This is a genomic window from Yoonia sp. 2307UL14-13 (assembly GCF_037572755.1).
GTDB lineage: Bacteria > Pseudomonadota > Alphaproteobacteria > Rhodobacterales > Rhodobacteraceae > Yoonia.
On record NZ_JBBIFZ010000001.1, the window covers coordinates 36,600 to 58,417 of the forward strand.

28 protein-coding genes and 1 other RNA gene are annotated in these 21,818 nt (G+C 59.6%); 12 read left to right on the forward strand and 17 right to left on the reverse strand.

Going from position 1 to position 21,818, the window contains the following annotated elements:
• Positions 1-4: 4 nt before the first annotated feature.
• A complete protein-coding gene (locus V8J85_RS00215; protein WP_339951033.1) occupies positions 5-1,036 on the reverse strand; it encodes a zinc ABC transporter substrate-binding protein in 1,032 nt (343 codons plus the stop codon).
• Positions 1,037-1,108: 72 nt separating this feature from the next.
• Between V8J85_RS00215 and V8J85_RS00220 the strand changes: the two genes are divergently transcribed.
• From V8J85_RS00220 to V8J85_RS00235, 4 genes are all read left to right on the forward strand, one after another.
• Positions 1,109-1,588, forward strand: a complete 480-nt coding sequence (locus V8J85_RS00220; protein WP_339951035.1) for a transcriptional repressor — start codon at positions 1,109-1,111, stop codon at positions 1,586-1,588.
• Positions 1,585-2,313 carry a metal ABC transporter ATP-binding protein gene (locus V8J85_RS00225; protein ID WP_339951037.1) on the forward strand — a complete coding sequence of 243 codons (729 nt, stop codon included), beginning with the start codon at positions 1,585-1,587 and terminating at the stop codon, positions 2,311-2,313. The genes V8J85_RS00220 and V8J85_RS00225 overlap by 4 nt, the downstream gene beginning before the upstream one ends.
• Positions 2,313-3,110 carry a metal ABC transporter permease gene (locus tag V8J85_RS00230; protein ID WP_339951039.1) on the forward strand — a complete coding sequence of 266 codons (798 nt, stop codon included), beginning with the start codon at positions 2,313-2,315 and terminating at the stop codon, positions 3,108-3,110. Before V8J85_RS00225 ends, V8J85_RS00230 begins: the two co-directional genes overlap by 1 nt.
• An 82-nt stretch (positions 3,111-3,192) precedes the next feature.
• Positions 3,193-3,660 carry a CAP domain-containing protein gene (locus V8J85_RS00235; protein WP_339951041.1) on the forward strand — a complete coding sequence of 156 codons (468 nt, stop codon included), beginning with the start codon at positions 3,193-3,195 and terminating at the stop codon, positions 3,658-3,660.
• A 23-nt stretch (positions 3,661-3,683) separates the two neighbouring features.
• Here the strand turns inward: V8J85_RS00235 and dtd are convergent, their stop codons facing one another.
• The 14 genes from dtd to V8J85_RS00305 form a co-directional block, all read right to left on the reverse strand.
• Complete coding sequence (gene dtd / locus V8J85_RS00240; RefSeq protein WP_339953041.1) at positions 3,684-4,121, reverse strand: D-aminoacyl-tRNA deacylase; 438 nt, start codon at positions 4,119-4,121, stop codon at positions 3,684-3,686.
• Complete coding sequence (locus V8J85_RS00245; protein ID WP_339951043.1) at positions 4,118-5,032, reverse strand: carbohydrate kinase family protein; 915 nt, start codon at positions 5,030-5,032, stop codon at positions 4,118-4,120. Before V8J85_RS00245 ends, dtd begins: the two co-directional genes overlap by 4 nt.
• Positions 5,033-5,048: 16 nt before the next feature.
• Positions 5,049-6,137 (reverse strand): TFIIB-type zinc finger domain-containing protein, encoded by a 1,089-nt coding sequence (locus V8J85_RS00250; protein WP_339951045.1) that lies wholly within the window; start codon positions 6,135-6,137, stop codon positions 5,049-5,051.
• Positions 6,137-6,559 (reverse strand): hypothetical protein, encoded by a 423-nt coding sequence (locus V8J85_RS00255; RefSeq protein ID WP_339951047.1) that lies wholly within the window; start codon positions 6,557-6,559, stop codon positions 6,137-6,139. The genes V8J85_RS00250 and V8J85_RS00255 overlap by 1 nt, the downstream gene beginning before the upstream one ends.
• Positions 6,556-7,101: a cytochrome b/b6 domain-containing protein gene (locus tag V8J85_RS00260; protein WP_339951049.1), complete on the reverse strand. Its 546-nt coding sequence runs from the start codon at positions 7,099-7,101 to the stop codon at positions 6,556-6,558. Before V8J85_RS00260 ends, V8J85_RS00255 begins: the two co-directional genes overlap by 4 nt.
• 30 nt (positions 7,102-7,131) lie before the next feature.
• On the reverse strand, positions 7,132-8,244 hold the full coding sequence (locus V8J85_RS00265) for an SPFH domain-containing protein (protein ID WP_339951051.1): 1,113 nt from the start codon (positions 8,242-8,244) through the stop codon (positions 7,132-7,134).
• Between the two features lie 159 nt (positions 8,245-8,403).
• Positions 8,404-9,027: a DUF6338 family protein gene (locus V8J85_RS00270; protein WP_339951053.1), complete on the reverse strand. Its 624-nt coding sequence runs from the start codon at positions 9,025-9,027 to the stop codon at positions 8,404-8,406.
• A complete protein-coding gene (locus V8J85_RS00275) occupies positions 9,027-9,992 on the reverse strand; it encodes a DUF2927 domain-containing protein (protein ID WP_339951055.1) in 966 nt (321 codons plus the stop codon). The genes V8J85_RS00270 and V8J85_RS00275 overlap by 1 nt, the downstream gene beginning before the upstream one ends.
• A 3-nt stretch (positions 9,993-9,995) precedes the next feature.
• Positions 9,996-11,180: a toxic anion resistance protein gene (locus V8J85_RS00280; protein WP_339951057.1), complete on the reverse strand. Its 1,185-nt coding sequence runs from the start codon at positions 11,178-11,180 to the stop codon at positions 9,996-9,998.
• A complete protein-coding gene (locus tag V8J85_RS00285; protein WP_339951059.1) occupies positions 11,180-12,049 on the reverse strand; it encodes a 5-bromo-4-chloroindolyl phosphate hydrolysis family protein in 870 nt (289 codons plus the stop codon). Before V8J85_RS00285 ends, V8J85_RS00280 begins: the two co-directional genes overlap by 1 nt.
• Position 12,050: 1 nt before the next feature.
• Positions 12,051-12,254, reverse strand: coding sequence for a hypothetical protein (locus V8J85_RS00290; protein ID WP_339951061.1), 204 nt, complete (start codon positions 12,252-12,254; stop codon positions 12,051-12,053).
• Positions 12,255-12,283: 29 nt separating this feature from the next.
• Entirely contained in the window at positions 12,284-13,165 is an 882-nt protein-coding gene (locus tag V8J85_RS00295) for a TerC family protein (RefSeq protein ID WP_339951063.1), read from the reverse strand.
• Positions 13,166-13,354: 189 nt separating this feature from the next.
• The gene (locus V8J85_RS00300) at positions 13,355-14,410 is read right to left on the reverse strand and encodes a PAS domain-containing sensor histidine kinase (RefSeq protein WP_339951065.1); all 1,056 of its coding nucleotides are present in this window, start codon (positions 14,408-14,410) and stop codon (positions 13,355-13,357) included.
• A 135-nt stretch (positions 14,411-14,545) separates the two neighbouring features.
• The gene (locus tag V8J85_RS00305) at positions 14,546-15,334 is read right to left on the reverse strand and encodes a pseudouridine synthase (protein ID WP_339951067.1); all 789 of its coding nucleotides are present in this window, start codon (positions 15,332-15,334) and stop codon (positions 14,546-14,548) included.
• Positions 15,335-15,596: 262 nt separating this feature from the next.
• On the opposite strand from V8J85_RS00305, the gene V8J85_RS00310 reads away from it, so the two are divergent.
• On the forward strand, positions 15,597-16,043 hold the full coding sequence (locus V8J85_RS00310) for a nucleoside deaminase (protein ID WP_339951069.1): 447 nt from the start codon (positions 15,597-15,599) through the stop codon (positions 16,041-16,043).
• On the opposite strand, the gene V8J85_RS00315 is transcribed toward V8J85_RS00310, so the two are convergent.
• A complete protein-coding gene (locus V8J85_RS00315) occupies positions 16,040-16,732 on the reverse strand; it encodes a metal-dependent hydrolase (protein ID WP_339951071.1) in 693 nt (230 codons plus the stop codon). The two genes, V8J85_RS00310 and V8J85_RS00315, sit on opposite strands and share 4 nt — an antisense overlap.
• A gap of 53 nt (positions 16,733-16,785) precedes the next feature.
• On the opposite strand from V8J85_RS00315, the gene V8J85_RS00320 reads away from it, so the two are divergent.
• The 7 genes from V8J85_RS00320 to rpmG all read left to right on the forward strand — a co-directional run bounded on the left by V8J85_RS00320 (position 16,786) and on the right by rpmG (position 21,370).
• A complete protein-coding gene (locus V8J85_RS00320; RefSeq protein ID WP_339951073.1) occupies positions 16,786-17,433 on the forward strand; it encodes a ceramidase domain-containing protein in 648 nt (215 codons plus the stop codon).
• Positions 17,434-17,464: 31 nt separating this feature from the next.
• Positions 17,465-17,752: an Asp-tRNA(Asn)/Glu-tRNA(Gln) amidotransferase subunit GatC gene (gene gatC, locus V8J85_RS00325; RefSeq protein ID WP_339951075.1), complete on the forward strand. Its 288-nt coding sequence runs from the start codon at positions 17,465-17,467 to the stop codon at positions 17,750-17,752.
• Positions 17,752-19,233 (forward strand): Asp-tRNA(Asn)/Glu-tRNA(Gln) amidotransferase subunit GatA, encoded by a 1,482-nt coding sequence (gene gatA / locus V8J85_RS00330; protein ID WP_339953042.1) that lies wholly within the window; start codon positions 17,752-17,754, stop codon positions 19,231-19,233. The genes gatC and gatA overlap by 1 nt, the downstream gene beginning before the upstream one ends.
• Before the next feature lie 36 nt (positions 19,234-19,269).
• Positions 19,270-20,034 carry a hypothetical protein gene (locus V8J85_RS00335; protein ID WP_339951077.1) on the forward strand — a complete coding sequence of 255 codons (765 nt, stop codon included), beginning with the start codon at positions 19,270-19,272 and terminating at the stop codon, positions 20,032-20,034.
• 59 nt (positions 20,035-20,093) lie between these two features.
• Positions 20,094-20,711 carry an N-acetylmuramoyl-L-alanine amidase gene (locus V8J85_RS00340; protein WP_339951079.1) on the forward strand — a complete coding sequence of 206 codons (618 nt, stop codon included), beginning with the start codon at positions 20,094-20,096 and terminating at the stop codon, positions 20,709-20,711.
• A gap of 12 nt (positions 20,712-20,723) precedes the next feature.
• Positions 20,724-21,093: RNase P RNA component class A (gene rnpB, locus V8J85_RS00345), an RNA gene on the forward strand.
• Positions 21,094-21,202: 109 nt separating this feature from the next.
• Entirely contained in the window at positions 21,203-21,370 is a 168-nt protein-coding gene (rpmG, locus tag V8J85_RS00350; RefSeq protein WP_011454349.1) for a 50S ribosomal protein L33, read from the forward strand.
• Between the two features lie 51 nt (positions 21,371-21,421).
• On the opposite strand, the gene V8J85_RS00355 is transcribed toward rpmG, so the two are convergent.
• The gene (locus V8J85_RS00355) at positions 21,422-21,814 is read right to left on the reverse strand and encodes an MAPEG family protein (RefSeq protein ID WP_339951082.1); all 393 of its coding nucleotides are present in this window, start codon (positions 21,812-21,814) and stop codon (positions 21,422-21,424) included.
• Positions 21,815-21,818 lie beyond the last annotated feature (4 nt).

The window sequence follows — 21,818 nt, forward strand, 5'->3', positions numbered from 1 at the left end:
ACGCTTATCCCCCCAAACACTCCACAAACCCATCCGCCAACCGGCGCATCGTCTGCGCATAAAGGTCTGGACCGGCGTCCAAACCGGCACCGATCGCGTCGATCTGAACGGTCCGCAGATCGGTGTCTTCGATCACGACGGTTGCCCAGCGATCACCGATCGCCACGTCGCTGAACACACACACGACGTTTTGTTCGGCCAAACTATCGCGCAGGGCAGCCACTTGTGCGGGGCCGGGCGTGCGACCGTCGACACCAGAAATGGCGGCAGATGCGTTCAGCCCGTACCGTACCTCGAAATACTGGTATCCGTCATGGGGCAAGATGTAGGCGGCATTCGCCACCGGAGCGATGTCCGCGGCGATGTCGGCATCCAGTGCATCCAGCGATTCCGCGGCCGCCACTGCATTGGCTGCATAGGTTTTGGCATTCTCTGGATCAGCTTCGGACAGGGCGTCGGCGATGGTCGCCAACCACAATTTCGCGATCGCCGGGTCGGTCCAGGCATGCGGGTCGAAATCGCCGTGATCATGGTGGTCATGGCCTGCATGCTCCGCCTCTTCGTGGCCGTGATCGTCTTCCTTGGCATGATCGTCATGGTCTGCATGATCATCGTGGCCATGGTCATCGTGGGATGCATGCTCTTCATGATCATCATGATCATCATGATCATTATGATCATCGTGATCGCCATCCGCACCCGCTTCGCGGATCGGCAACCGCTCCCACCCTTCGGTGTCGAGCAGGGTCAGGCGCGCCGCACCCGGCGCCAATGCATCCAACGTTTCTTCCAGCCAAGGTGTCAGTCCATCACCGACCCAAATCACCAGATCGGCGTCGGACAACCGCTGCCCGTCACTTGGGCGCATGGCAAAATCGTGTGGATCGGCACCCGGCGGCAGCAGCACATTCGGCGTCCCGACATCGCCCATCACCTGCGCCGTCAGACTATGGACCGGCGCGAAATCCGTCATCACGTTAGGGGCCGCGCAAAGGGCGGCAGGTGCAACACTCAAAAGGGCAATCAAACGAATCATATGCGGAGTCCTTGTGGATTGATATCGATGGGGGGTATAAGATGTATGTTATAACATAACAAGGCGACGAATTTGGAGCGAAATCCAACGGGCTTTACCGCCCACGATCACAATGGCTGTGTCGATGCGGCGCTCCAGGCAGCTGAAAAAGCCTGCACCGAGCGCAAGCTGCAGTTGACGCCAACCCGTCGGCGTGTGCTTGAAATCCTTCTGGAGAGTCACGCGGCGATGGGCGCTTATGACCTGCTTGCGCGGCTCGATGCAGAGGGGCTCGGTTCCAAACCGCCCGTCGCGTATCGCGCTTTGGGCTTTCTTGTCGAACAAGGCTTCGCCCACAGGATCGAACGGCTGAATGCCTTCGTCGCTTGCGCCCATCCCGGCGCGACGCATGATCCGGCCTTCATGATCTGCCGTAGCTGTGGGAAAGTCGCAGAGGCAGATGCCGACGCAACCATGAACGAAACAGCCGCCCAAAGCGGGTTCCGGATCGAACAGACCGTGATCGAGGCAGAAGGTCTGTGCCCCCGTTGCCAGCCAGAGACACGAAAATGACCTTGATCCGCGCCGAGAACATTTCGCTCAGCTATGGCGGGCACCACGTCCTGCAGGACGTGGACCTGCAGCTGCAAAAGGGCGAAATCGTTACGATCGTCGGGCCCAACGGCTCGGGCAAATCGACGCTTCTGAGGGTCCTTTTGGGTGCCCTTCGCCCACAGACCGGGCGGATCACCCGACAACAGGACCTGCGCATCGGTTATGTCCCGCAAAGACTGCATATCGATCCGACATTGCCGATGACGGTCACACGTTTCCTCAATCTGCCGCATCGGATCGAAAAGCAGGCGGCGCTGCGGGCACTGACCGCCGCTGGTGTGCCCAATCTCGGGGGGCGGCAGATGTCCGACCTGTCCGGCGGGCAATTCCAGCGGGTGCTCCTTGCCCGCGCGATCCTCGAACGACCGGATATCCTGATGCTGGATGAGGCGACGCAAGGCCTCGACCAGCCGGGGTCTGCTGCGTTCTATCAACAGATCGACGATGTCCGGCGCGAGATCGGATGCGCCGTCCTGATGGTCAGTCACGAACTGCACGTGGTGATGAGCGCGTCCGACAGGGTCATTTGTCTCAACCGGCATATCTGTTGCGAAGGCACGCCCGAGGTTGTCTCGGCCGCACCCGCCTATCGTGAACTCTTCGGCACCGGAACGGGCGGGGCGCTGGCGCTTTATCGACATGACCACGATCATCACCACCACCATCAAGAGGCGGCAGAGTGATGCTTGACGATTTCCTTGTCCGCGCCGCCCTTGCCGGGCTTGGCACGGCGGTTGCAGCGGGGCTGTTGGGATGCTTCGTCGTCTGGCGACGGATGGCGTATTTCGGTGACGCGACGGCCCATGCGGCGATCCTCGGTGTCGCCCTCGCGCTTGCCTTCGACATCACGATTTTCGCCGGCGTCGGCCTGATCGCGTTGACGATGGCACTACTGATCACAGCCATGGCCAGTGGCAGGGAATCCGTTGATACGCAACTTGGTGTGCTGGCGCATTCCGCACTCGCCCTGGGCCTTGTGACGGTCACGCTCATCCCGGGGCAGCGGATCGACCTGGACGCTTATCTGTTCGGCGATGTGCTGACCGTGACGCGCACCGACCTGGCCGTGATCTGGATCGGCGCGGCGATCATCGGTTTGGTTCTGTGGCATCAATGGGCGGCCATGCTCATCGCGACGCTCAATCCCGATCTGGCCCATGCCGCCAAAATCAACCCCCGAAAACAGCAACTGATCATCACACTTCTCCTCGCCGCTGTGGTCGCTGTGGCCATGAAAGTCGTCGGCGCGCTTCTGATCACCGCACTTCTGATCATTCCCGCCGCTGCCGCCCGCCGCTATGCGCGGACGCCGGAACAAATGGCGGTCTTCGCGGTCGGCATCGGCGGACTTTCCGCGCTGGGCGGGATCAGGGTGGCGTTGATGCTCGATACACCCGTCGGTCCGACGATCATCTGCGTCGCTGCAGCCATCTTTGCCGTTTCGACGATAACGGACCAGTTGCGCCGAATTGGCGCGTAATTGCCGCCGCTCTGACCATCCCATGCCATAGGCTTGCCGCGTTTCCACGTCACCGTCAGATTTGAACCAGAGGAGACAGCGGATGCGATTGGCAACGTACCTTATCGGCGCGGTTTTGGCGATGTCGGGCATGCAAGCGGCGGCCTGCACGACGCCTACGAATGTGAACACCATGGCGACCGAAATCGCGGCGGGCGTGAATGCCAGCCGTCGGGCCAACGGGCAATCCAGCCTGCAATTCAACCGGCGACTGGGGCAGGCGGCGATGCGGCATGCCTGCGATATGCAGACCAACAACTTTTTCGACCATCGCGGCTCTGACGGGTCCACCTCTCAGCGGCGGGTCCAGCGGGCGGGTTACAACGATTGCATCGTGGCCGAGAATATCGCCTGGGGCTATCCCCGGTCTTCGCAGATCATCAACGGCTGGATGAACTCGCCCGGACACCGGCGCAACATGCTGCACCCCCGGATCGAGGAATTCGGCGTCGCCATCACCGAAGGGCCGAAAGGGCCGTATTGGGTACTGGTGCTGGCGAAAAGCTGCTGAGGGTAGAGTGGGTAAAACCCACCTTAAATCGCCATCCAGATCGTCACCGGCCCATCGTTGGTCAGGTTGACGGCCATATCGGCCCCGAATGATCCAGCGGCCACCTCAATACCCAGATCGGCGATATCGCCGATGAACCGCTCATACAACCGCCGTCCCTCATCCGGTGCAGCGGCAGCGGAAAAGCCAGGCCTGTTGCCGCGCGACGTATCCGCAGCCAGCGTGAACTGACTGACGATCAGCGCCTGCCCACCGACATCGACCATCGACCGGTTCATCTTGCCCGCGTCATCCTTGAAAATGCGCAGCTTGCCGATCTTTGCGGCCAGCGCGGCTGATTGCGCGTCGCTATCGCCCTCCATCGCACAAATCAGGATCAACAGACCCCGGCCGATCTCTCCAATAACTGCGCCATCCACCGAAACCGAGGCCTCGGATACACGCTGGACCAGCGCCCTCACAGCTCTTTCGCCCATGGTGGGTTCGCGCCTGCGCGGCTGACCGTCACGGCGGCGACTTTTGCGCCAAAGCCAAGCGCTGCGATGATCGTCTGCTCATCGAGGGTTGCGATCGCATCTTTGAGAAGCGCGCCGTCGCGATGCAACGACGCAAGAACCCCCGCATTGAACGTATCCCCCGCACCGACGGTATCGACAACCTCGGCCTTCTCGGCAGGCACAAACACCTCATGGGTCGCGCTATGGCCGGTCACCCCCTTTGCCCCTTCGGTGATGCAAACCAGCTTCACGCCCAGCCCCAAAACAGCGCGCGCCTGCGCGGCCATGTCCTGACCCGGCATGAACCACGCGAGATCCTCATCTGACATCTTGACGATATCGCATCGCCCCATCATCCGCATGATCCGGTCGCGATAGCGGGCCTCGTCCGCAATAAACGACGGACGCACATTGGGGTCCATCATCACGACAGCATCGTGTGCGATCCGTTCCATCAACGTCTCATATGCATGCGCGCAGGGCTCGACCGCCAGTGAAATCCCCCCGAAAAACGCAGCCTTCGGGGCCGCATCTGGCAGATCGTGGGCCGTCAGCATCCTTCCCGCGGTATTCTCGTCATAGAACGCATAAGACGCCTGACCATCGGTCAGGGTCACGAATGCAAGGGTCGTCGGGCGATCACTTAAAGCGGCCAAACCTGCATCCACGTTCGATGCCTCAAGCCCATCCCGCAGCACATCGCCAAACAAATCCAACGAAAGGCCCGAAAAGAACTGCACCGGCGCGCCTAACCGCCCCAACGCAATCGCCGTGTTGAACACCGCGCCGCCTGCATGCGGGGCAAAGGCCCGCTCTCCGTCGGCCGTTTCCCGCGGCAACATGTCGATCAGGGCTTCACCGCAGCAAAGGATCATCTCGGGCACTCCAACCTTACTGGCTGTTAGCGATAACAAACCCGGCAATCCCCGCCAAGATCAAACCAACGACAACTGCAATCGCGATCTTCCACGCCGAATAGGGGCGTTCCCCCTGCACCCGGCCCGTGCGGCCATTGACGACAAAGCGATAGCTCTTGCCACGATACTTGTATGCGGCCAGCCAGACCGGCAGCAGGATATGCTTGAAGGTGATATCGCGCACCGCCGTGTCGACGTCATGCACCCGCTGTTCATCCCCGCCGATATCGTATTTCACGTCGCGCAGGATCATGCGGTCCATGTAAACCCGCGCCTCCGAAAAGCCGTCGACCAGCTCCACCTGATACCCTTCCGCCCGGAATCCGGCGAGGTATTCAGGATTGTACGGCTCGAGCGCCGACAGATCCCAAGGCTCCAGCGCGTCAGTGTATTTCTTCGGTAAGGAATGCGAGGCCAACACAAGCACATCATCAAAAAATCGTGCCACGCGCCCTGACTTGCTGCGCCACCGCGTCCGGCGGACGCGGACCTGCTTGCGCTTGCCATCGCGCACGACGGTCTTGGTTTCGTAATAATGCGTGCCCCGCTGCCCGCGATAGCTGCTTTTTGTATCCGCATCGAAGGTCCAATAGGGCACATAGATGCCATTCATCCGGCGCCCCTTCCGGGCGTAGTCAGTCAAACCATTGGGGGCAAACCACAGGCTGCCCAGCCAATCGGTCAACGCCGACCGGGCTTGTCCTTCCTCCAACTCAAACGGTAGCAGCCCCCGCGGCTTGATATGGCGATGCGTGCCGGTCCCCGTCACGACGGGCGTCGCACAGAACGGACACTCGGCGGCATGTGTATCGGCGTCAAACTCGGTACTCGCGCCGCAATTCGGGCAGGTAATGACGCGGGTTTCCTCGATATCCTCTTCCGCCAGTTGGTGATCGATGGCTTTCTGGAAATCCAGTTCCTTGATCCCGCTGGCCAGCGACCGCGTCGTCTCAATCGGCTGCACATTCCCGCAGTGGTCACAGACCAGACGATGATCCCCCGGATCGAACCGCAGGTCCGACCCGCACGTGTCACAGGGAAAATGCGTCTCAAGCTCGGCCATTACAGCATCTTGTGCAGAAAGCGGGGCGTCATCACGCGCAGCGCCCCATCATACAGCGCATTGTGGCGCCAGAAATGAAACAGGCCATGAAAGGTGGCCGCAGCCAGCAACACCAAAAGCGACGTCCAGGCGGCGCGATCTTCGATCCATCCCAGCAAGGCCGCCATATTCAACACGACCGAGACCGCCAGCAAAGCGTACATGCCACGATGCATCCACGGATAGGCCGCGCGCAAACCACCCTGCAGCTTCGGGCCCGGCTTGCCCATCATGCCTTTGATCATCGCAATGCCTACCCAAAGTCCGCCGGCGGTAACAAAAATCCAACGCACAACCACATCCGCCGTCCCGCCCTTGACCATGATCAGGACCAGCATGAGCACCGACCAGTGCAGCAGGATCGTCAGGCGACGGCGGGTCATAGATACCGATGCAGTATTTTCGGCGCCATGATCCGCAGCGCATTGTCGCGCAGCCAGAGATGACGCCAGATGTGAAACCCGGCATGGGCCGTGACCAGCCCGCCCAGCAGATAGAATTCGTAAATGTGAAACTGCCCGATGATTTCATTCGCGCGCGGCCATCCCATAGGCGGGGCGATCGGCAGGAACCCTCCGGCCTTGAGCAGCTTCGATGACGTCAGACCAAGCAGAAAGCCGGTAATCGCCACGCCCCACAGCCCCCAGACGATCGCGGTATTCAACACCCGATGCACGATCCTGCCGCGCGGCCCCAGCTTTGGCCCCGGTCGCCCGGCCAGACCACGGCGCGCGTAATCCGCCATCCAGATCAGCGAGACGGTCACAAAGATCAGCGCCAGAACCGAATGAAACTGAAACGCCGCAGGCCCAAACGGCACCACATCATCCGGCGTCACCAGAATGAACCAGATCAACAAGGGCAACATCAGCACATGACCCAGCTTCAACAGGGTACGGCGGCGTGGAACAAGACGGTCGAACATAAGCCAACCATAGGGCAGGGCGATCAAATGTCAGGTTCCGGGCGGTGGCGGCGGCATGACCGTGAACAGATGCGCCAACTCGGTGACCTCCTCGGCCTTCATCCAGCCATCCTGGCCCTGGGTCCAGACCATACTCTCGCGGCTCAGGCTCCCATCGGTCACCTTCCGGCCCATCGCCGCCTTGGAAAAAGGACCGCTGACCTCACCGCCCTCGGCAATATGCCAGACATGTTCGACAGGTGGCGGTGGCGGGGCCGGCGGCGCGGGCAGTGCCGCATGCGGACGCGCGCCCCATGGTCCGGCCATGGTCATATTGCCCATCTGCATGCCCAGACCGGCGCCCATGCCCATCCCCATGGCATTGCCAGCGGCAGACCCCTCCATGGTCATCGCCTCGGCGGCTTTCCACTTCATGTGGTCATCGAGGTTTCCAGCTACTCCGCGCGATGTCCGCTCATCCAGCGCCTTTTCGACGGCAGGCGGCAGGCTGATATTCTCGATATACAATTCGGGGATCGTCAGCCCGTATTGCTGCATCGTCGGGTCAATCGCATCGGCAATCAGCTTGCCTACGTCACCCGTATTCGCTGCCATATCCAGCACAGGAATACCCGACGCGGCAATGGTCCGCGAGAATTCCTGCACGATGATGTTGCGGATCTGATAGCTGATCTCGTCGCGGGTAAACTCGCCATCCGTCCCCACAATCTCGCGCAGGAAGACAGCGGGATCGGCGACCTTCACAGTATAGGTCCCAAAAGCGCGCAGGCGGGTCGGGCCAAACTCGGGATCGCGCAGCATGATCGGGTTCTTCGTCCCCCATTTCAGATCACCAAAGCGGGTCGTGTTGACAAAATAAATCTCGGACTTGAACGGACTTTTGAACCCATGATCCCAGTGCTGCAGGGTCGTCATGATCGGCATGTTGTTGGTCTCGAGCATGTAAAGCCCCGGCATGAACACATCCGCGAGCTGCCCCTCATGCACGAACACAGCGGCCTGCCCCTCACGGACAGTCAGCTTCGCGCCATACTTGATCTCATGGCCCTCACGCTCAAACCGCCAGACCATGGTGTCGCGGGTGTCATCGGTCCAATGGATAACGTCGATGAACTCACCGGTCAGAAAATCGAAAATGCCCATGGTTAGCCTTTAGGTTTTTGCACTGCGGATGGCGCGCTTGATGGCAATTTTGGCTTTGGCGGGGCTGGTCTGGATGCAGCCGGATTAGCTTGGACACCATTTGTCGAACTCGATGTACCGGGCTTTGCTTGGTAGCCATCAAAAAGGAATGTGCGGCTGTCACTGGTCATCTGGGTTCGTCTCCTCATCCAAAAATTCGATCGATCTTACGTTTGCCAAAGATATCAGGCCAGACCTTCCGGGACTTTGTTCGATCCATGCATCATCTTCACCGACTACATATAGGCGCTCCAAGTAAATGTCGCTACGTGCTTCATCAGTTGCTGCGAGGGAGTTCTCACCAAAGTATCCACGGATCACAACACCATCTTCGAAAGTTATGATAACGAAACCCGGCGGTCGGTTATGCCCAAAGGCAAAATCATGTGCTTTCTCGGCAGGATGTAAAATAGGCGCCGATAATCGACGCAAAATTGCATTGTTCCAGCCGCGGGACAGATTGAATCCCAGCAAGAGGCCGATCATCGTGGGTAGAACAAGTATCTCAAGATAGAATGTGACCGCAGCATCGAATGTTGGCAAACCCATCAGGAGCCAAAGATAAGCGAGCAATGCAAATAGCGTTTGGTTAATCAGCGAGAATATAAACGCTTCGATGATTAACTCGCCGGATTTGACGCGAAGGCCTGTTACAAAACGCGCTCTTACCGCGATCACGATGTAACCCGCGACGAGATAACGAGCGAAGAATTCGAAAGTTTCCGGTGAGAGAAGCTGGCCCACTAACTGGCCCCCTCGGCCAATATCTGCCTTGCCAACCGTCGTGCAATCGGTGCGGCCTCATTCGGGCGCATCCCCGTTTGCAACGCGGGATTATACAGCATCCGCAGCAACAGCTCATCATGCGTCGTCAGTAGCCCGAATTCCTCGTCATCATTGAAAATCGAAGGCCGCGCCTGCGGGCTGTCATTGGCCAGACCCATGCCCTGCGCCAGCTCTTCGTGAATGCAGGCCGCGCGCATCAGATTGGGATGCTCCGCCCGGATAATGGCCACCGCTTGCTGATATTGCGCGCCGCCCGGCGCGAACGTGCCCACCACAAGGCAAAGCTGATCCCGCGGCAGGTTCAGGATAGCGCGCAGGCTGGTATCACTGATCCCGGGAATGATCTCGCGCAGCCGGTCAACGGACGCGCGCCGATCATCTTCGTTCCAGAACAGTACGTAATAGTTGGGGCTCTGATCCGTCTGCGTAATCCGCACCCCGGTCAACCGCGACAGACGCGCGGCATAGCTGGCCACGCTGGTTTCATCCATTGCCCGTTGTTCCAGCGGCACCGACGGCCCAAACTCAACCGACATGCGAATGGGCTGCTCCCATCGGCGCAGGCGCGACACGGTCGCTTGCGGGCTGCGGAAATCGCTGTCGTCGCGATATTCGTTGAACAGGGCGATCCGCACAAAATTGCGGCCTAACTGCGCCGCTGTAAACGGCGTATCCGGTCCGCCCCCATCGCCGCGCAACAATCCTTGGGTCAGCAGATCGCTCTGTAAACGACGGTAATAGACGGCAAGCGCGCGGCTGGTCTCGCTTGGCGGAACGACAACCGGCTCTGTGGGTGGCGCAACCACCGGCGGTTCCGGCGGTGCTGGTGGTGGCACAGTCTGAAACAGGTCATCACATCCCGCCAGCAGGAGCGTCGCGCCGATCAGCGCAACCCGCAAAATATGCTGACGGGGTTGCTTCATCACTCAGATGTCAGAGTCACCCGGCGCCGCGCTCGGGGTGCTGCGCGCCTTGGCAGAGGCAAGCGTCTGTTTCAACTCCGCTTCCATCTTGACCATCTCCGTCTCCGCCTCGGCGCGCTTGCGCTTACCCTCATCGGCAATCTCGAGGCTCTCGTTGATCGTCGCGATCAGATTGGCGTTCGCTTCTTTCACCGCCTCGATATCGAACACACCGCGCTCCATCTCCGTGCGGATTGCGCTGTTCGCCTGCCGCAGGTTCTCGGCATTCGCGGTCAGCAGCTCGTTCGTCAGATCATTCGCATCCCGCACAGCCGCCGCCGCCTCGGACGACCGCTGGATCGTGACAGCCTGCGCCAACTGCGTCTCCCAAAGCGGGACGGTGTTCACGAGCGTGGAATTGATCTTGGTGACCAGCGATTTGTCATTCTCCTGCACCAACCGGATCGATGGCAGGGATTGCATCGTCACCTGCCGGGTCAGTTTCAGATCATGCACGCGGCGCTCCAGATCGTCCCGGGCCGAGCGCAGATCGCGCAATTCCTGCGCCTTCATCACCGCCTGATCCTCCGGTGCCGCCTGCACCTCGGCCTCTTTCGCAGGGATCGTCTTGGCATCCAGATCGGCCACCTTTGCCTCTCCCGCCGCGATATACAGGCCAAGTTCATCATAGAACGTCAGCGTCTTTTCATACAGCATATCGAGGCTCTCGATATCCTTCAGCAGCACATGCTCGTGCTTCAACAGATCGTCCGTGATGTTGTCGATCTGGGTCTGCACCTCTTCGAATTTCGCGGCGAACTTCGCCATCGGGGCGGCACGGCCCAGCAGCTTTTCCCACCAACTCCGCTCACGGCGGACATCCAGCTCCGACACCGAGAACCCACGGATTGTCGTCACGATGTTGCGCAAGCTATCACCCGCAGGCCCCACATCCTTATTACGGACACCCGCCAGCATCGACTGGCTGATCTCCTGCAACTCCGCCTGGGCAGCCGACCCGAACGACACAATCGAATTCGTGTCGCTCATGTCCAGTTCAGCAATGCGTTTCGAAATCTCCGCGCTTGTCGGCGGATCGGCCTGTTCCATCGGCACGACCTCACCCTTGGGCTCGGGCAGGACCACGGCGGTGATCTTTTCCACATCGGCCAATGTGGCCTCGGCCCTTTGACGTATATCTTCAGACATTATTCAGTCCCCCTTTCGTTCAGGCGCACGCCTTCGCGTTGCAGCCTGTCACGTAAAACGTTGATTTCGATATCCATATCGCTGCGGTCATCCAGCAGCATCTTGTCCGTCTTGCTCGCGAAATTCTGTTCAAGATCATCCAGCAACGCCAGATACTTCGTCCGCGCATCGTCGTCCTTCTGGCGGCGATACAGATCGACAAACTTCACCGTCGCATCCCGGGCGCCCATCAAATAGACACCCAGAAACTTGCGCGCAGCAGTCAGGTCGCGCGGGTCTTCCTCGACCGTGCGGATCATCTTCTGCGCAATACCCTGAAAATCCGCAGCACGGCGCTTCAACTGGCGGTCGCCCAGCGTATCGATCTGACCTGCGATGACATCCAGATACGTCTCCGCCTCATCCACAACACGCGCAACACGATCCTGCTGGCGGGTGTCGATGCCCTCCATCTGTTTGTCGACCATAGGGTCGATGCCGAACGCGGCAACATGCAAACCACTGGCAGCGATCCCATACAGAACCGATCCAACCACGCCGGTATCACCCGTAAACGCAGCAATCGCAGCACCAAGCCCGGTCAAGGCCGCCGCCAATATCTTGCGCGGCAGGGCAGGGCGGCGCGCCACCTTCCGGGCATCATAGGCCGCCTCGGCCTTGATCCCTTCACGCAGCAACCACGCACCCAGCGTCAACACCGCGCCACCAATCAACCCAAGAACCAGCGCCTGCGGCCCCGCGCCAAGTGACGCAAAGACCAGCACGATGGGCGGTAAAAACAACAGGTTCGGCGCCAGCGAAGACCGCGGCACCGGCACCGCCGCATCCCGCGCGCCGGGGCTGAACTTTCCGCCAAAGCGTTGCGCCATCTCAGACCGCTCCCAGCCAGCCGGTGGCCAGACCGATCAGCAGGATGAACAGGACGACAAAGGCGATGCGTTGGAATGTACGGGGCATCGTATCTTCACCCTCGGGGCGGGCGAGACGGCCCACCGCGCTGATGACCGTGATCAAAGCCACAACCAGCGTGACAATAGCTGCCACCCCCAAAACCAGCATGATCAGACGAAACATCGGCCCCTCGCATCATTCCCTTTCCTTTCTCACATAGGTCCTTCGGCCCGCGATTGCGAGTGGCGCTGCAGCGCGGCGCGCTCGGCATTCAGCTTGCGGGTATAGCCCGATTGCAGGATCTCCACGGCAAAAAGGACGACGACGGCGAAATAGAAGGTCGATTTCGACATCGGCACGATCTCGCGATCGAAGACCTTCAATGCGAGGTCTTTGGCCTCTTCATGCGGCACGCCCATCGCCTCGACACCATGCACGGCGGCCTGACCGGCCTCGCCCAGCAGGACCACACCGACGATCAGCAGGATGAACAGGCCCAGCACCTCGTACATGCGGTTCTTTTCAAGAAAACGGGTCACACCATCCGCCAAGAGCAGCATGGCAAGACCCGACAGAATGATCGCCGTGGCAAGGATAGGCAGCACATCGGTGATCGCGATCGCCGACAGGACAGAGTCGAAGGAAAAGATCAGGTTCATGAACACGATCAACGCCACGACCTGCGCCGCCGATTTGCCCGATTTGCCTTCGACATCATGGCCCAGATGATCCATCGACAGCATGTGCGCGATCTCTTTGACCGCAGTATACATGATGAAAATTCCGCCGAAAATAAAGACGACCGTGGCAAAGTTGATGCCACCGGTGATCACACCCTCCCACTGGAATTCATAGAAAGGTTCCTGCAAGGCGCCGATCAGATAGACCATCAAAACCAGCAGGATCAGACGCATGGCAACAGCCAGAATGATCCCCCACCGGCGCACCGATTGCTGCTGCGCCACGGGTGCGCGTTTGCTCTCGATCGAAATATACAGCAGGTTATCGAACCCAAGTACGGCTTGCAGAAAGCACAACATCACCAGATTGGTCGCGTTCTCAAGCGTCAACAGGCTTGCAAAATCCAACGCCATGTCCCCCATCGTTTTGTTTTTTAACTACAATGCACAATGGTTGTGATGGAACAAGGGTTCAAGTTCGCGGGGTTTTCCCCCTTGAAAGGCTTGGTTGCGCGAAAGAGCGTCCAGGCGAAAGCGACAGGACACTTGCTGCGAATGACGGTTATGAGCCCTAAGCGCTTGATGTCTTGAGATACACTAACATCAGCTTTTCCGTTCTAAAGGGATGGCCAATGTAAACACGGTGCGATCTTCACTTGATGTCACATTGAGTTCACCGGAATGCGCCTTTGCGATCTGATCCGCGATGTAGAGTCCTAAACCCAGTCCTTGGAGAGAGGCACCCTCTTCGGTGCGTTCAAAGGGCTTGAATAGGTTTGGGATAACGTCGCCGGGAATTTTGTTTCCAGAGTTCCCGACCGATAGCACAAAAGAACCATCCGCTTTGTCGGTGACAACCGAAATAGGTTCATCCTGCGGCCCGTGCGTGACGGCATTGGCGACCAGGTTCGACAACAGTTGATCCAGTCGGGCGGCATCACACACCAACACATCCTCAAATTTAAATGACGTCTCAAACTTTCGCTCGGGGTGCGCAATCCTAATTTCATCGACCACGCATTCAAAACCTTTTTGCAGATTTTCGACCCGCCTCAGATCGACAGGGATGCCCCCACCCAGACGGGCCCTGGCAAAGTCCATGATGGTGTCGATCAGCTTCGCCATCCGTTCCGCACTGCCATCTATGGCTTTGAGAGTCGCGGCGATTTTTTCATCATGGGATTGTCGTAAGGCGATACGGACGGCCGAGCCGATGGCAGCCAGGGGATTACGCAGATCATGTCCCAGAATGGCGATGAATTGTTCGCGCAAGGCGGCTTCATCCTCAGAGGATTGCAGCGCGCGGACGTTCGCCTTGTCCTTTGTCACATCACGCGCACTGCAAACGAAAATGTCACCTTCGGGGACCGCAACCCAGGAAAGCCATCTATAGGAGCCATCCTTGCATCGGTATCTGTTCTCAAAGTGCAAAGCTGGCTCGCCGGCTTTCAAGGAGGTAAAAAGCGCGAGCGTGCGGTCCATATCGTCGGGATGAAGGAAGTCGGTGAAGACCATGCTTCTGATTTCGGGTTCAGTCCACCCAAGAACAGTTTGCCATGCGGGGTTCGTCTCGACAAAAACACCAGCTTGATTGACGATGCCGAGCAGGTCGGGCGAAACCTGCCAAGTCAAGTTGTGGGTGTCTGTAACACGTCTCATGGTTGTACTTTACCGAAAATCAGTTGATTGTCATATGACATAGTTTTGGCAGCCGTTGGTCAGATCGGTTACTTCCATCGACCAGGTTTGGAACCTTGGGCCCGAGTGTCCGCAAAGTCCCGCAAAGCCGCCTCCTCAGCGTCGTCTGATCGGCGTGCGCCCCGATTTCCGCACCCGCGCAGGCTTCGCCTTCTCCGACAGCCCCAGCTGATCCCGCACGACCCGTCGCTTGACCTCTTCGGCCTCGCCGGCCCTGAGATTCCCCAGCTGAAACGGGCCGTAACTCAACCGGATCAGCCGGTTCACCTTGACGTCCAAGGCCTCCATCGCGCGCCTGATTTCCCGGTTCTTCCCTTCACGCAGGGCAACCGTCAGCCAGGCATTGGCCCCCTGCTGCCGATCGAAGGACACGATCATCGGCTGATACGACACCCCCTCGACCGTGATCCCCTCACGCAACTGATCCAGCTTCGCCTCGCTCACCGTACCGTTGATCCGGACGCGATAGCGACGCAACCAGCCTGTCGCCGGTAGCTCCAGCTTGCGCTTCACACCGCCATCGTTGGTCAAAAGCAGCAATCCCTCGGAATTAAGATCCAACCGCCCGACCGACATCACGCGCGGCAGGTTCTCGGGCAAAGCGTCGAAAACCGTCTCGCGGCCTTTCTCATCGCGTTCAGTCGTCACCAAACCGGCGGGTTTGTGATAAAGCCAGATTCGCGGCTCGTCCGGTGCGCCGACCGGCTTGCCATCCACGGTGATCTTGTCCGCCTCGGTCACGTTCAGCGCCGGGCTGTCGATGACCTTGCCATTCACGCTGACCCGCCCGGCTTCGACCATCCGCTCGGCCTCGCGGCGGCTGGCGATACCGGCGCGGGACAGGACCTTGGCGATGCGGTCACCTTGGGATGGGGCTTGTGTCATGATCCGGCATGTAGACCGGTACGCCGGATATCGCAATTAAGGGTTTTTTCATCAAGATGAACGCGCGGTGTGTTAACCACGCTGAATCGGCCGAAGTCCGATATTGGGTCAGATGGAATTCCGATGGAATTCCGATAACGAAATGACCGCGTTAACCCCTGAAAACAAGGCCGTTAACCTTTACTCCCGTTACTTTCGCCGCACGCGGGATCTTTGCATTAACCAATCTTGTCCGTTCGCGCGCGAAAGTGCATCAAAAGCCATGGAGTTCCTTAGCTACATGGACATCGCCTTGGTCGAAGCCCGCGCCGCCGGCGAACGCGGCGAGGTGCCGGTGGGTGCCGTGATCGCAGGCCCTGACGGCGTTATTTCGCAGGCTGGCAACCGCACGCGCGAACTGAACGATCCGACGGCGCATGCGGAAATCCTCGTGATCCGCGAAGCCTGTAAAACCCTTGGAAAAGAACGGCTTACCGGCCTCGATCTTTATGTCACGCTGGAACCATGCCCCATGTGCGCCGCCGCGATCAGCAACGCCCGCATTGCGCGGCTTTACTACGGTGCCGCCGATCCGAAATCCGGCGGGATCGGGCAGGGGCCACGGATATTCAGCCACCAACAATGCCACCATGCCCCTGAAATCTATGATGGAATCGACGCCCCCGCATCAGAGACGCTGCTAAAGAGCTTCTTCGCCGCCAAACGCTAGATCTCGACAGCCTCCATCACCGCAGGTGTCCGCACGTCCACATCCGGCAAAGCATCCACGAGCGGCTGCGCCGATTGCGCCAGCACCGGGAACGTTTTGTAGTGGCAGGGGATTATCACCTTGAAATCAAAGTATCTTTTGGCGGCATATGCTGCCCGGTCGATATCCATCGTATAATGTCCTCCGCAACACAAGATGCCGATATCCGGCTTATGATAATCGCCCATCCAGTCCATATCGGCCATAATGTCCGTATCGCCCGAAACATAAATCGTATGACCCTCACCAGCGATCATGAACCCCGCCTCGGACCCGCCGACCATCAGCGGCATACCGCGAGAGTCGACCGATGAGGAGTGCACCGCGTTGACCATCGTCACCATCACATTCCCCGCCGCAACAGTCCCACCCTTGCCGAAACCAACGGTATCCAGGCCATCCGCATCCCAACTCTCCGCCAATTCATGAATGCAGAGAATCGGCGCTTTCAGCTCTTTCGAAAGGTCCGCAGCCTCGCTCGCATGATCGCCGTGGCCATGCGTCACGAGGATATGCGTCGCCCCCGAAATCGCCGCCTCCCGCTGGTCGTCGGGAAAGGCCGGATTGCCGTTAAGCCACGGATCGATCAGCAAAATTTGTCCTGCAATCTCGATCCGGAAACTCGCGTGACCCAGCCAGATGATTTTCATTTTGCCCTCCAAAGCGTTGCACTAAGAAGATGGTAACAAATAGCGGGATAAAAATGGACTGGTTCGCGCAGATCGACGGCTATTGTGAACGGACCGACTTCACCTACTGGTCCGAACCCCTGAACGCGATCACCAACGCGGCGTTCATCATCGCGGCACTCATTATGTGGCGGCGGACCGCGGGGTTGCCTACCGCCCGCGTGCTTTGCGCGATCCTGTTCAGCATCGGTGTGGGCAGCTACCTGTTCCACACCCACGCGACCCAATGGGCCGCGCTGGCCGACGTGGCACCGATCGGGATTTTCATCTTGACTTATCTGTTCCTCGCCAACCGCGATATCGTCGGCATGCCATGGTGGGGTGCGCTGGGGATCACGGCGCTCTTTTTCCCTTATGCCTATGTTATCGTTACTTTTTTGAACAACATTCCGTTCTTAAATATCTCGAGTTTCTACTGGACGGTGCCAATTCTGTTGATTGTCTATGCGACCTACCTCCGCGGCACCGTTGCCGTTGGTTTCATCATCGGGGCGGCCATTCTGAGCCTGTCGATCACACTCCGATCACTCGACGAAATTCTCTGCACGCAATTCCCAATCGGCACCCATATCTTCTGGCACATCCTCAACGGCATCATGCTGGGCTGGATGATCGAGGTTTACCGCCGCCACATGCTTGCGACCCGCGCGGCGGAACGCTAAACGCGGGCAAACGCCCATTCGGAGATCGCCCATGTCGATTGACATAGAAACCGCCCGCCGCGTGGCCAAGCTGGCCCGCATCAAGGTTGAAGACGATGCCTTGCCCGCGCTGGCCAGCGAATTCAGCGCGATCCTTGGGTTCATCGAGCAGTTGAACGAGGTCGATGTTGAAGGCGTTGAACCAATGACATCGGTGACACCCATGCGCCTGAAAAGACGGGAAGATATCGTCACGGACGGATCGCAACAAAAGGCTGTTCTGGCAAACGCGCCAGATGCGCGTGAAGGGTTCTTTGCAGTCCCGAAGGTGGTGGAATGATGAGTGACCTGACCAAATTGACGATCGCCCAGGCCCGTGACGCCATGCGGGCAGGCGAGACGTCCAGCGCAGAGATTACAGATGCGTGCCTGACGGCGATCGAAGGGGCGGGCGCGCTGGGTGCGTTCGTTCACCACACACCCGAGATTGCAGCGGAACAGGCCAAGGCGGCAGATGCCCGGATCACCGCAGGTGATGCACCCGACATGTGCGGAATTCCCTTGGGGATCAAAGACCTGTTCTGCACCAAGGGCGTGCCGTCGCAGGCGGCGTCGGGCATCCTTGAGGGCTTCAGGCCGGAATACGAAAGCACTGTCACGACACAGTTGTTTGACGCGGGTGCTGTCATGCTAGGCAAGCTCAACATGGATGAATTCGCCATGGGCTCGTCCAACGAAACTTCGGTCTATGGCAACGCCGTGAACCCGTGGCGGCGGGGCAACGAAGATACCGCGCTGACACCCGGCGGGTCGTCCGGTGGGTCGGCCTCCGCCGTTGCTGCGGATCTGTGTCTTGCGGCCACGGGCACCGATACCGGCGGGTCCATCCGCCAGCCCGCCGCCTTCGTGGGCATCACCGGCCTCAAGCCAACCTATGGTCGCGTTTCGCGCTGGGGGATCGTCGCTTTTGCCTCTTCTCTGGATCAGGCAGGGCCGATGACGAAAGACGTGCGCGACAGCGCCATCATGCTGCAGGCGATGTGCGGTCACGATCCGAAAGACAGCACCAGCGCCGACCTGCCCGTGCCGAATTTCGAGGCCGCTTTGACTGGCGATATCAAAGGCAAAACCATTGGTATTCCAAAGGAATATCGGGTTGATGGGATGCCGGAAGAGATCGAAAAACTCTGGTCCGATGGCATCGCGATGATGAAGGATGCCGGGGCCAAGATCGTCGATATCAGCTTGCCGCACACCAAATACGCGCTGCCTGCCTACTATGTGATCGCCCCGGCCGAGGCGTCATCCAACCTCGCCCGCTATGACGGTGTGCGGTTCGGCCACCGCGCGAAGTTGTCCCAAGGCGACGGCATCACCGAGATGTACGAAAAGACCCGTGCCGAAGGCTTCGGGGCCGAGGTGCAGCGCCGGGTGATGATCGGCACCTATGTGCTGTCGGCGGGCTTCTATGACGCCTATTACAACCGCGCGCGCAAGGTCCGCGCGTTGATCAAGAGCGACTTCGAACAGGTGTTCGCGGATGGGATCGACGCGATTTTGACGCCCGCAACGCCGTCAGCAGCCTTCGGCCTTGGCGAAAACATGGACCCGATCCAGATGTATCTGAACGACGTCTTCACGGTGACGGTGAACCTCGCCGGGCTGCCCGGTATTTCGGTTCCTGCGGGCATCGACAAGCAAGGTCTGCCGCTGGGATTGCAGTTGATCGGGCGCCCCTGGGAAGAGGCCGATTTGCTGAACACGGCCTACGCGCTTGAACAGGCCGCCGGATTTGTAGCCAAACCGGCGAAGTGGTGGTAACTTCCGCGAAAAGGCGAAGACAGCAGGTATCCAGTTATGAGAACGAGTCTGATCATTGCAGTGGCGTTTGCGTCACTGACCGCATGCGGCAGCACGGAAACACAGCGCGCTGCTGGCGTGGGGTTCAGTGACTACGCGCAGTTTGAAATCGAACGCGCCCGGCGTGAAGCGGCCCTTTCGGCCCCCCGCCAATCGATCGTTCCGCAGCCTCAGGTCAACAGTATCCCCGGCGCGCCAGGGCAACAGACAGGTGGTGCGATCGCTGCAAGCGAATTGGCGGCGGCGGGTATCGGGCAGAACCAACCTGTGACGTTGCCGCCGCAGACCGCCCCGGCCGGAGCACCCGGCCGCACGGGTGGCCTGGACGCGGCACCGGGTAATCCCGCGCCGGCCTTGGCCAACAACGCCAGCGGTATCTCGGATGAGCAGAGCTTTGATGCCGTGTCGAATCGTGAAACGATCGAAAGCGACGCGGAACGCCGCGCCGCCCAAGCGGCGGCCCGTCAGGAAATCCAGCCGACCGCGGTGCCGCAACGCCCAAGCTCGACCGGGCCCAACATCGTGGAATACGCGATCAATGCGCCGAACGTGAAGGGACAGGAGTGGTACAGCCGTTCGCTGTTGTCCGGGCAGGGGCGGTTCCAGCGGAATTGCGCCCAATATGCGAGCGCGGACGAAGCACAAAGGGCGTTCCTCGCCCGCGGTGGCCCGGAACGCGATCGCTTGGGCATTGATCCCGATGGGGATGGCTTTGCCTGTGGCTGGGACCCGGCACCGTTCAAGCAGGCGGCCGGCAACTGAGTCTGACAACCTACCAATCGCCGAATTGCGGGCCGCGCCGCGACGGCACACGGCCCGATATGGTGGTGATCCATTACACGGCAATGGAAAGCGCGATGGCGGCGCGCGATACGCTGTGCAATCCTGAAACCGAGGTTTCTGCCCATTACCTGATCGCGCCTGATGGCGAGGTCATGCTGCTGGTGCCTGAAGAAATGCGCGCCTGGCATGCCGGGGCCGGGCGATGGGGGGATGTGACGGATGTGAACAGCCGCTCGATCGGGATCGAACTGGCGAATGACGGCCGTAGCCCGTTTGCGGCGGCACAGATGGATGCGTTGACCACCCTGCTGAAAGGCATTCAGGCCCGTTGGGACATACGGCCAGAGCGGGTCATCGGGCATTCCGACATGGCGCCTGGACGCAAGATCGATCCGGGGCCGCGCTTTGACTGGCGTAGGCTGGCGCTGGAAGGTTTGGCTGTTTGGCCTGGGGACGCCAAAGCCGATAAAGAGCAGTTTATCCCGTTACTGCGCGCGTTCGGATACACGGCGGATGCGCCTGACGATGTGCTGATCAGCGCCTTCCGCTTGCGGTTTCGTCCGCATAAGACCGGACCATTGGATGCCTGCGACCTTGCGATGATCGCCGATCTTGCCCGACGTTTCCCCGTTGACGCAAACGCCGCTTGGGCCTAACGAAATGCTTGCGCGGATGGCTGGATGGCCGCGGGCCTTTGGGCGCGAGGAAAGTCCGGACTCCACAAAGCACGGTGCCGGGTAACCCCCGGCGGGGGCGACCCCAGGGAAAGCGCCACAGAGAACAGACTACCTTGCACGCAAGGGAAAGGTGAAACGGTGGGGTAAGAGCCCACCGCGCGAGCGGCAACGCAAGCGGCACGGCAAGCCCCACCGGGAGCAATGCCAAATAGGGACCGCGCGCCTTCGGGCAGGGCTGCTTGGCCCCAGCAGGTCCGGGTTGGCAGCTAAAGGGCGTCTGGTAACAGGCGCTTTAGACGAATGGTCATCTCGGGTGGTCCGCCACCTATGACAGAATCCGGCTTACAGGCCATCCGCGCATAACGTCATCTTGCCTTTGCGGTTGACAGGCGCGCCTTGCGGCGTAAAAGGCACCTTCAGTCAGATTCATGCGATGTGCCAGCCAGGCCCGCAACCAGGAGAGATGAGACATGGCGAAGCCGACCACCATCAAAATCCGCCTGAACTCCAGCGCGGGGACCGGGCATTTCTACGTCACCAAAAAGAACGCACGCACCATGACCGAAAAGATGGTCGTGCGGAAATACGACCCCGTCGCGCGCAAGCACGTCGAATACAAGGAAGGCAAGATCAAGTAAGGATCAGCCTCTATCGCGACAGTGAACGGCCTCGCTTTTGCGGGGCCTTTGTCATTGGGATATGAGGGTCAGCAGCAAGGCGAGGATCAGACCACCCTGCGCGATGAGCGTCAGAAACATCCCGTAAAAGCGCAACTGCCATGGCGTGCCGTGGATGCCGAAATAGGTCGCGTGCATCAGCCGACCGATCGTAAATGTCGCGGCAAGCGGGATCAACAGCCAGCCCGGCCCGTTCTGTACCTCGATCAGCCCCATCAAAATGAGAGCCAGTGGAATCTGTTCCGTCGCATTCGCCTGCCCCCGGATTGCCTTGGTCAGCACGCGGTCGTCATTGTCGCCAAGTACAACTCCGTCGCGGCGACGAATGAGGATGACTTTGATGGTGAGCGCCAGAATGAACAGGCCATTCAGGAACGCGGCAATGCTTGTGATGGTCAGGGCCATATCG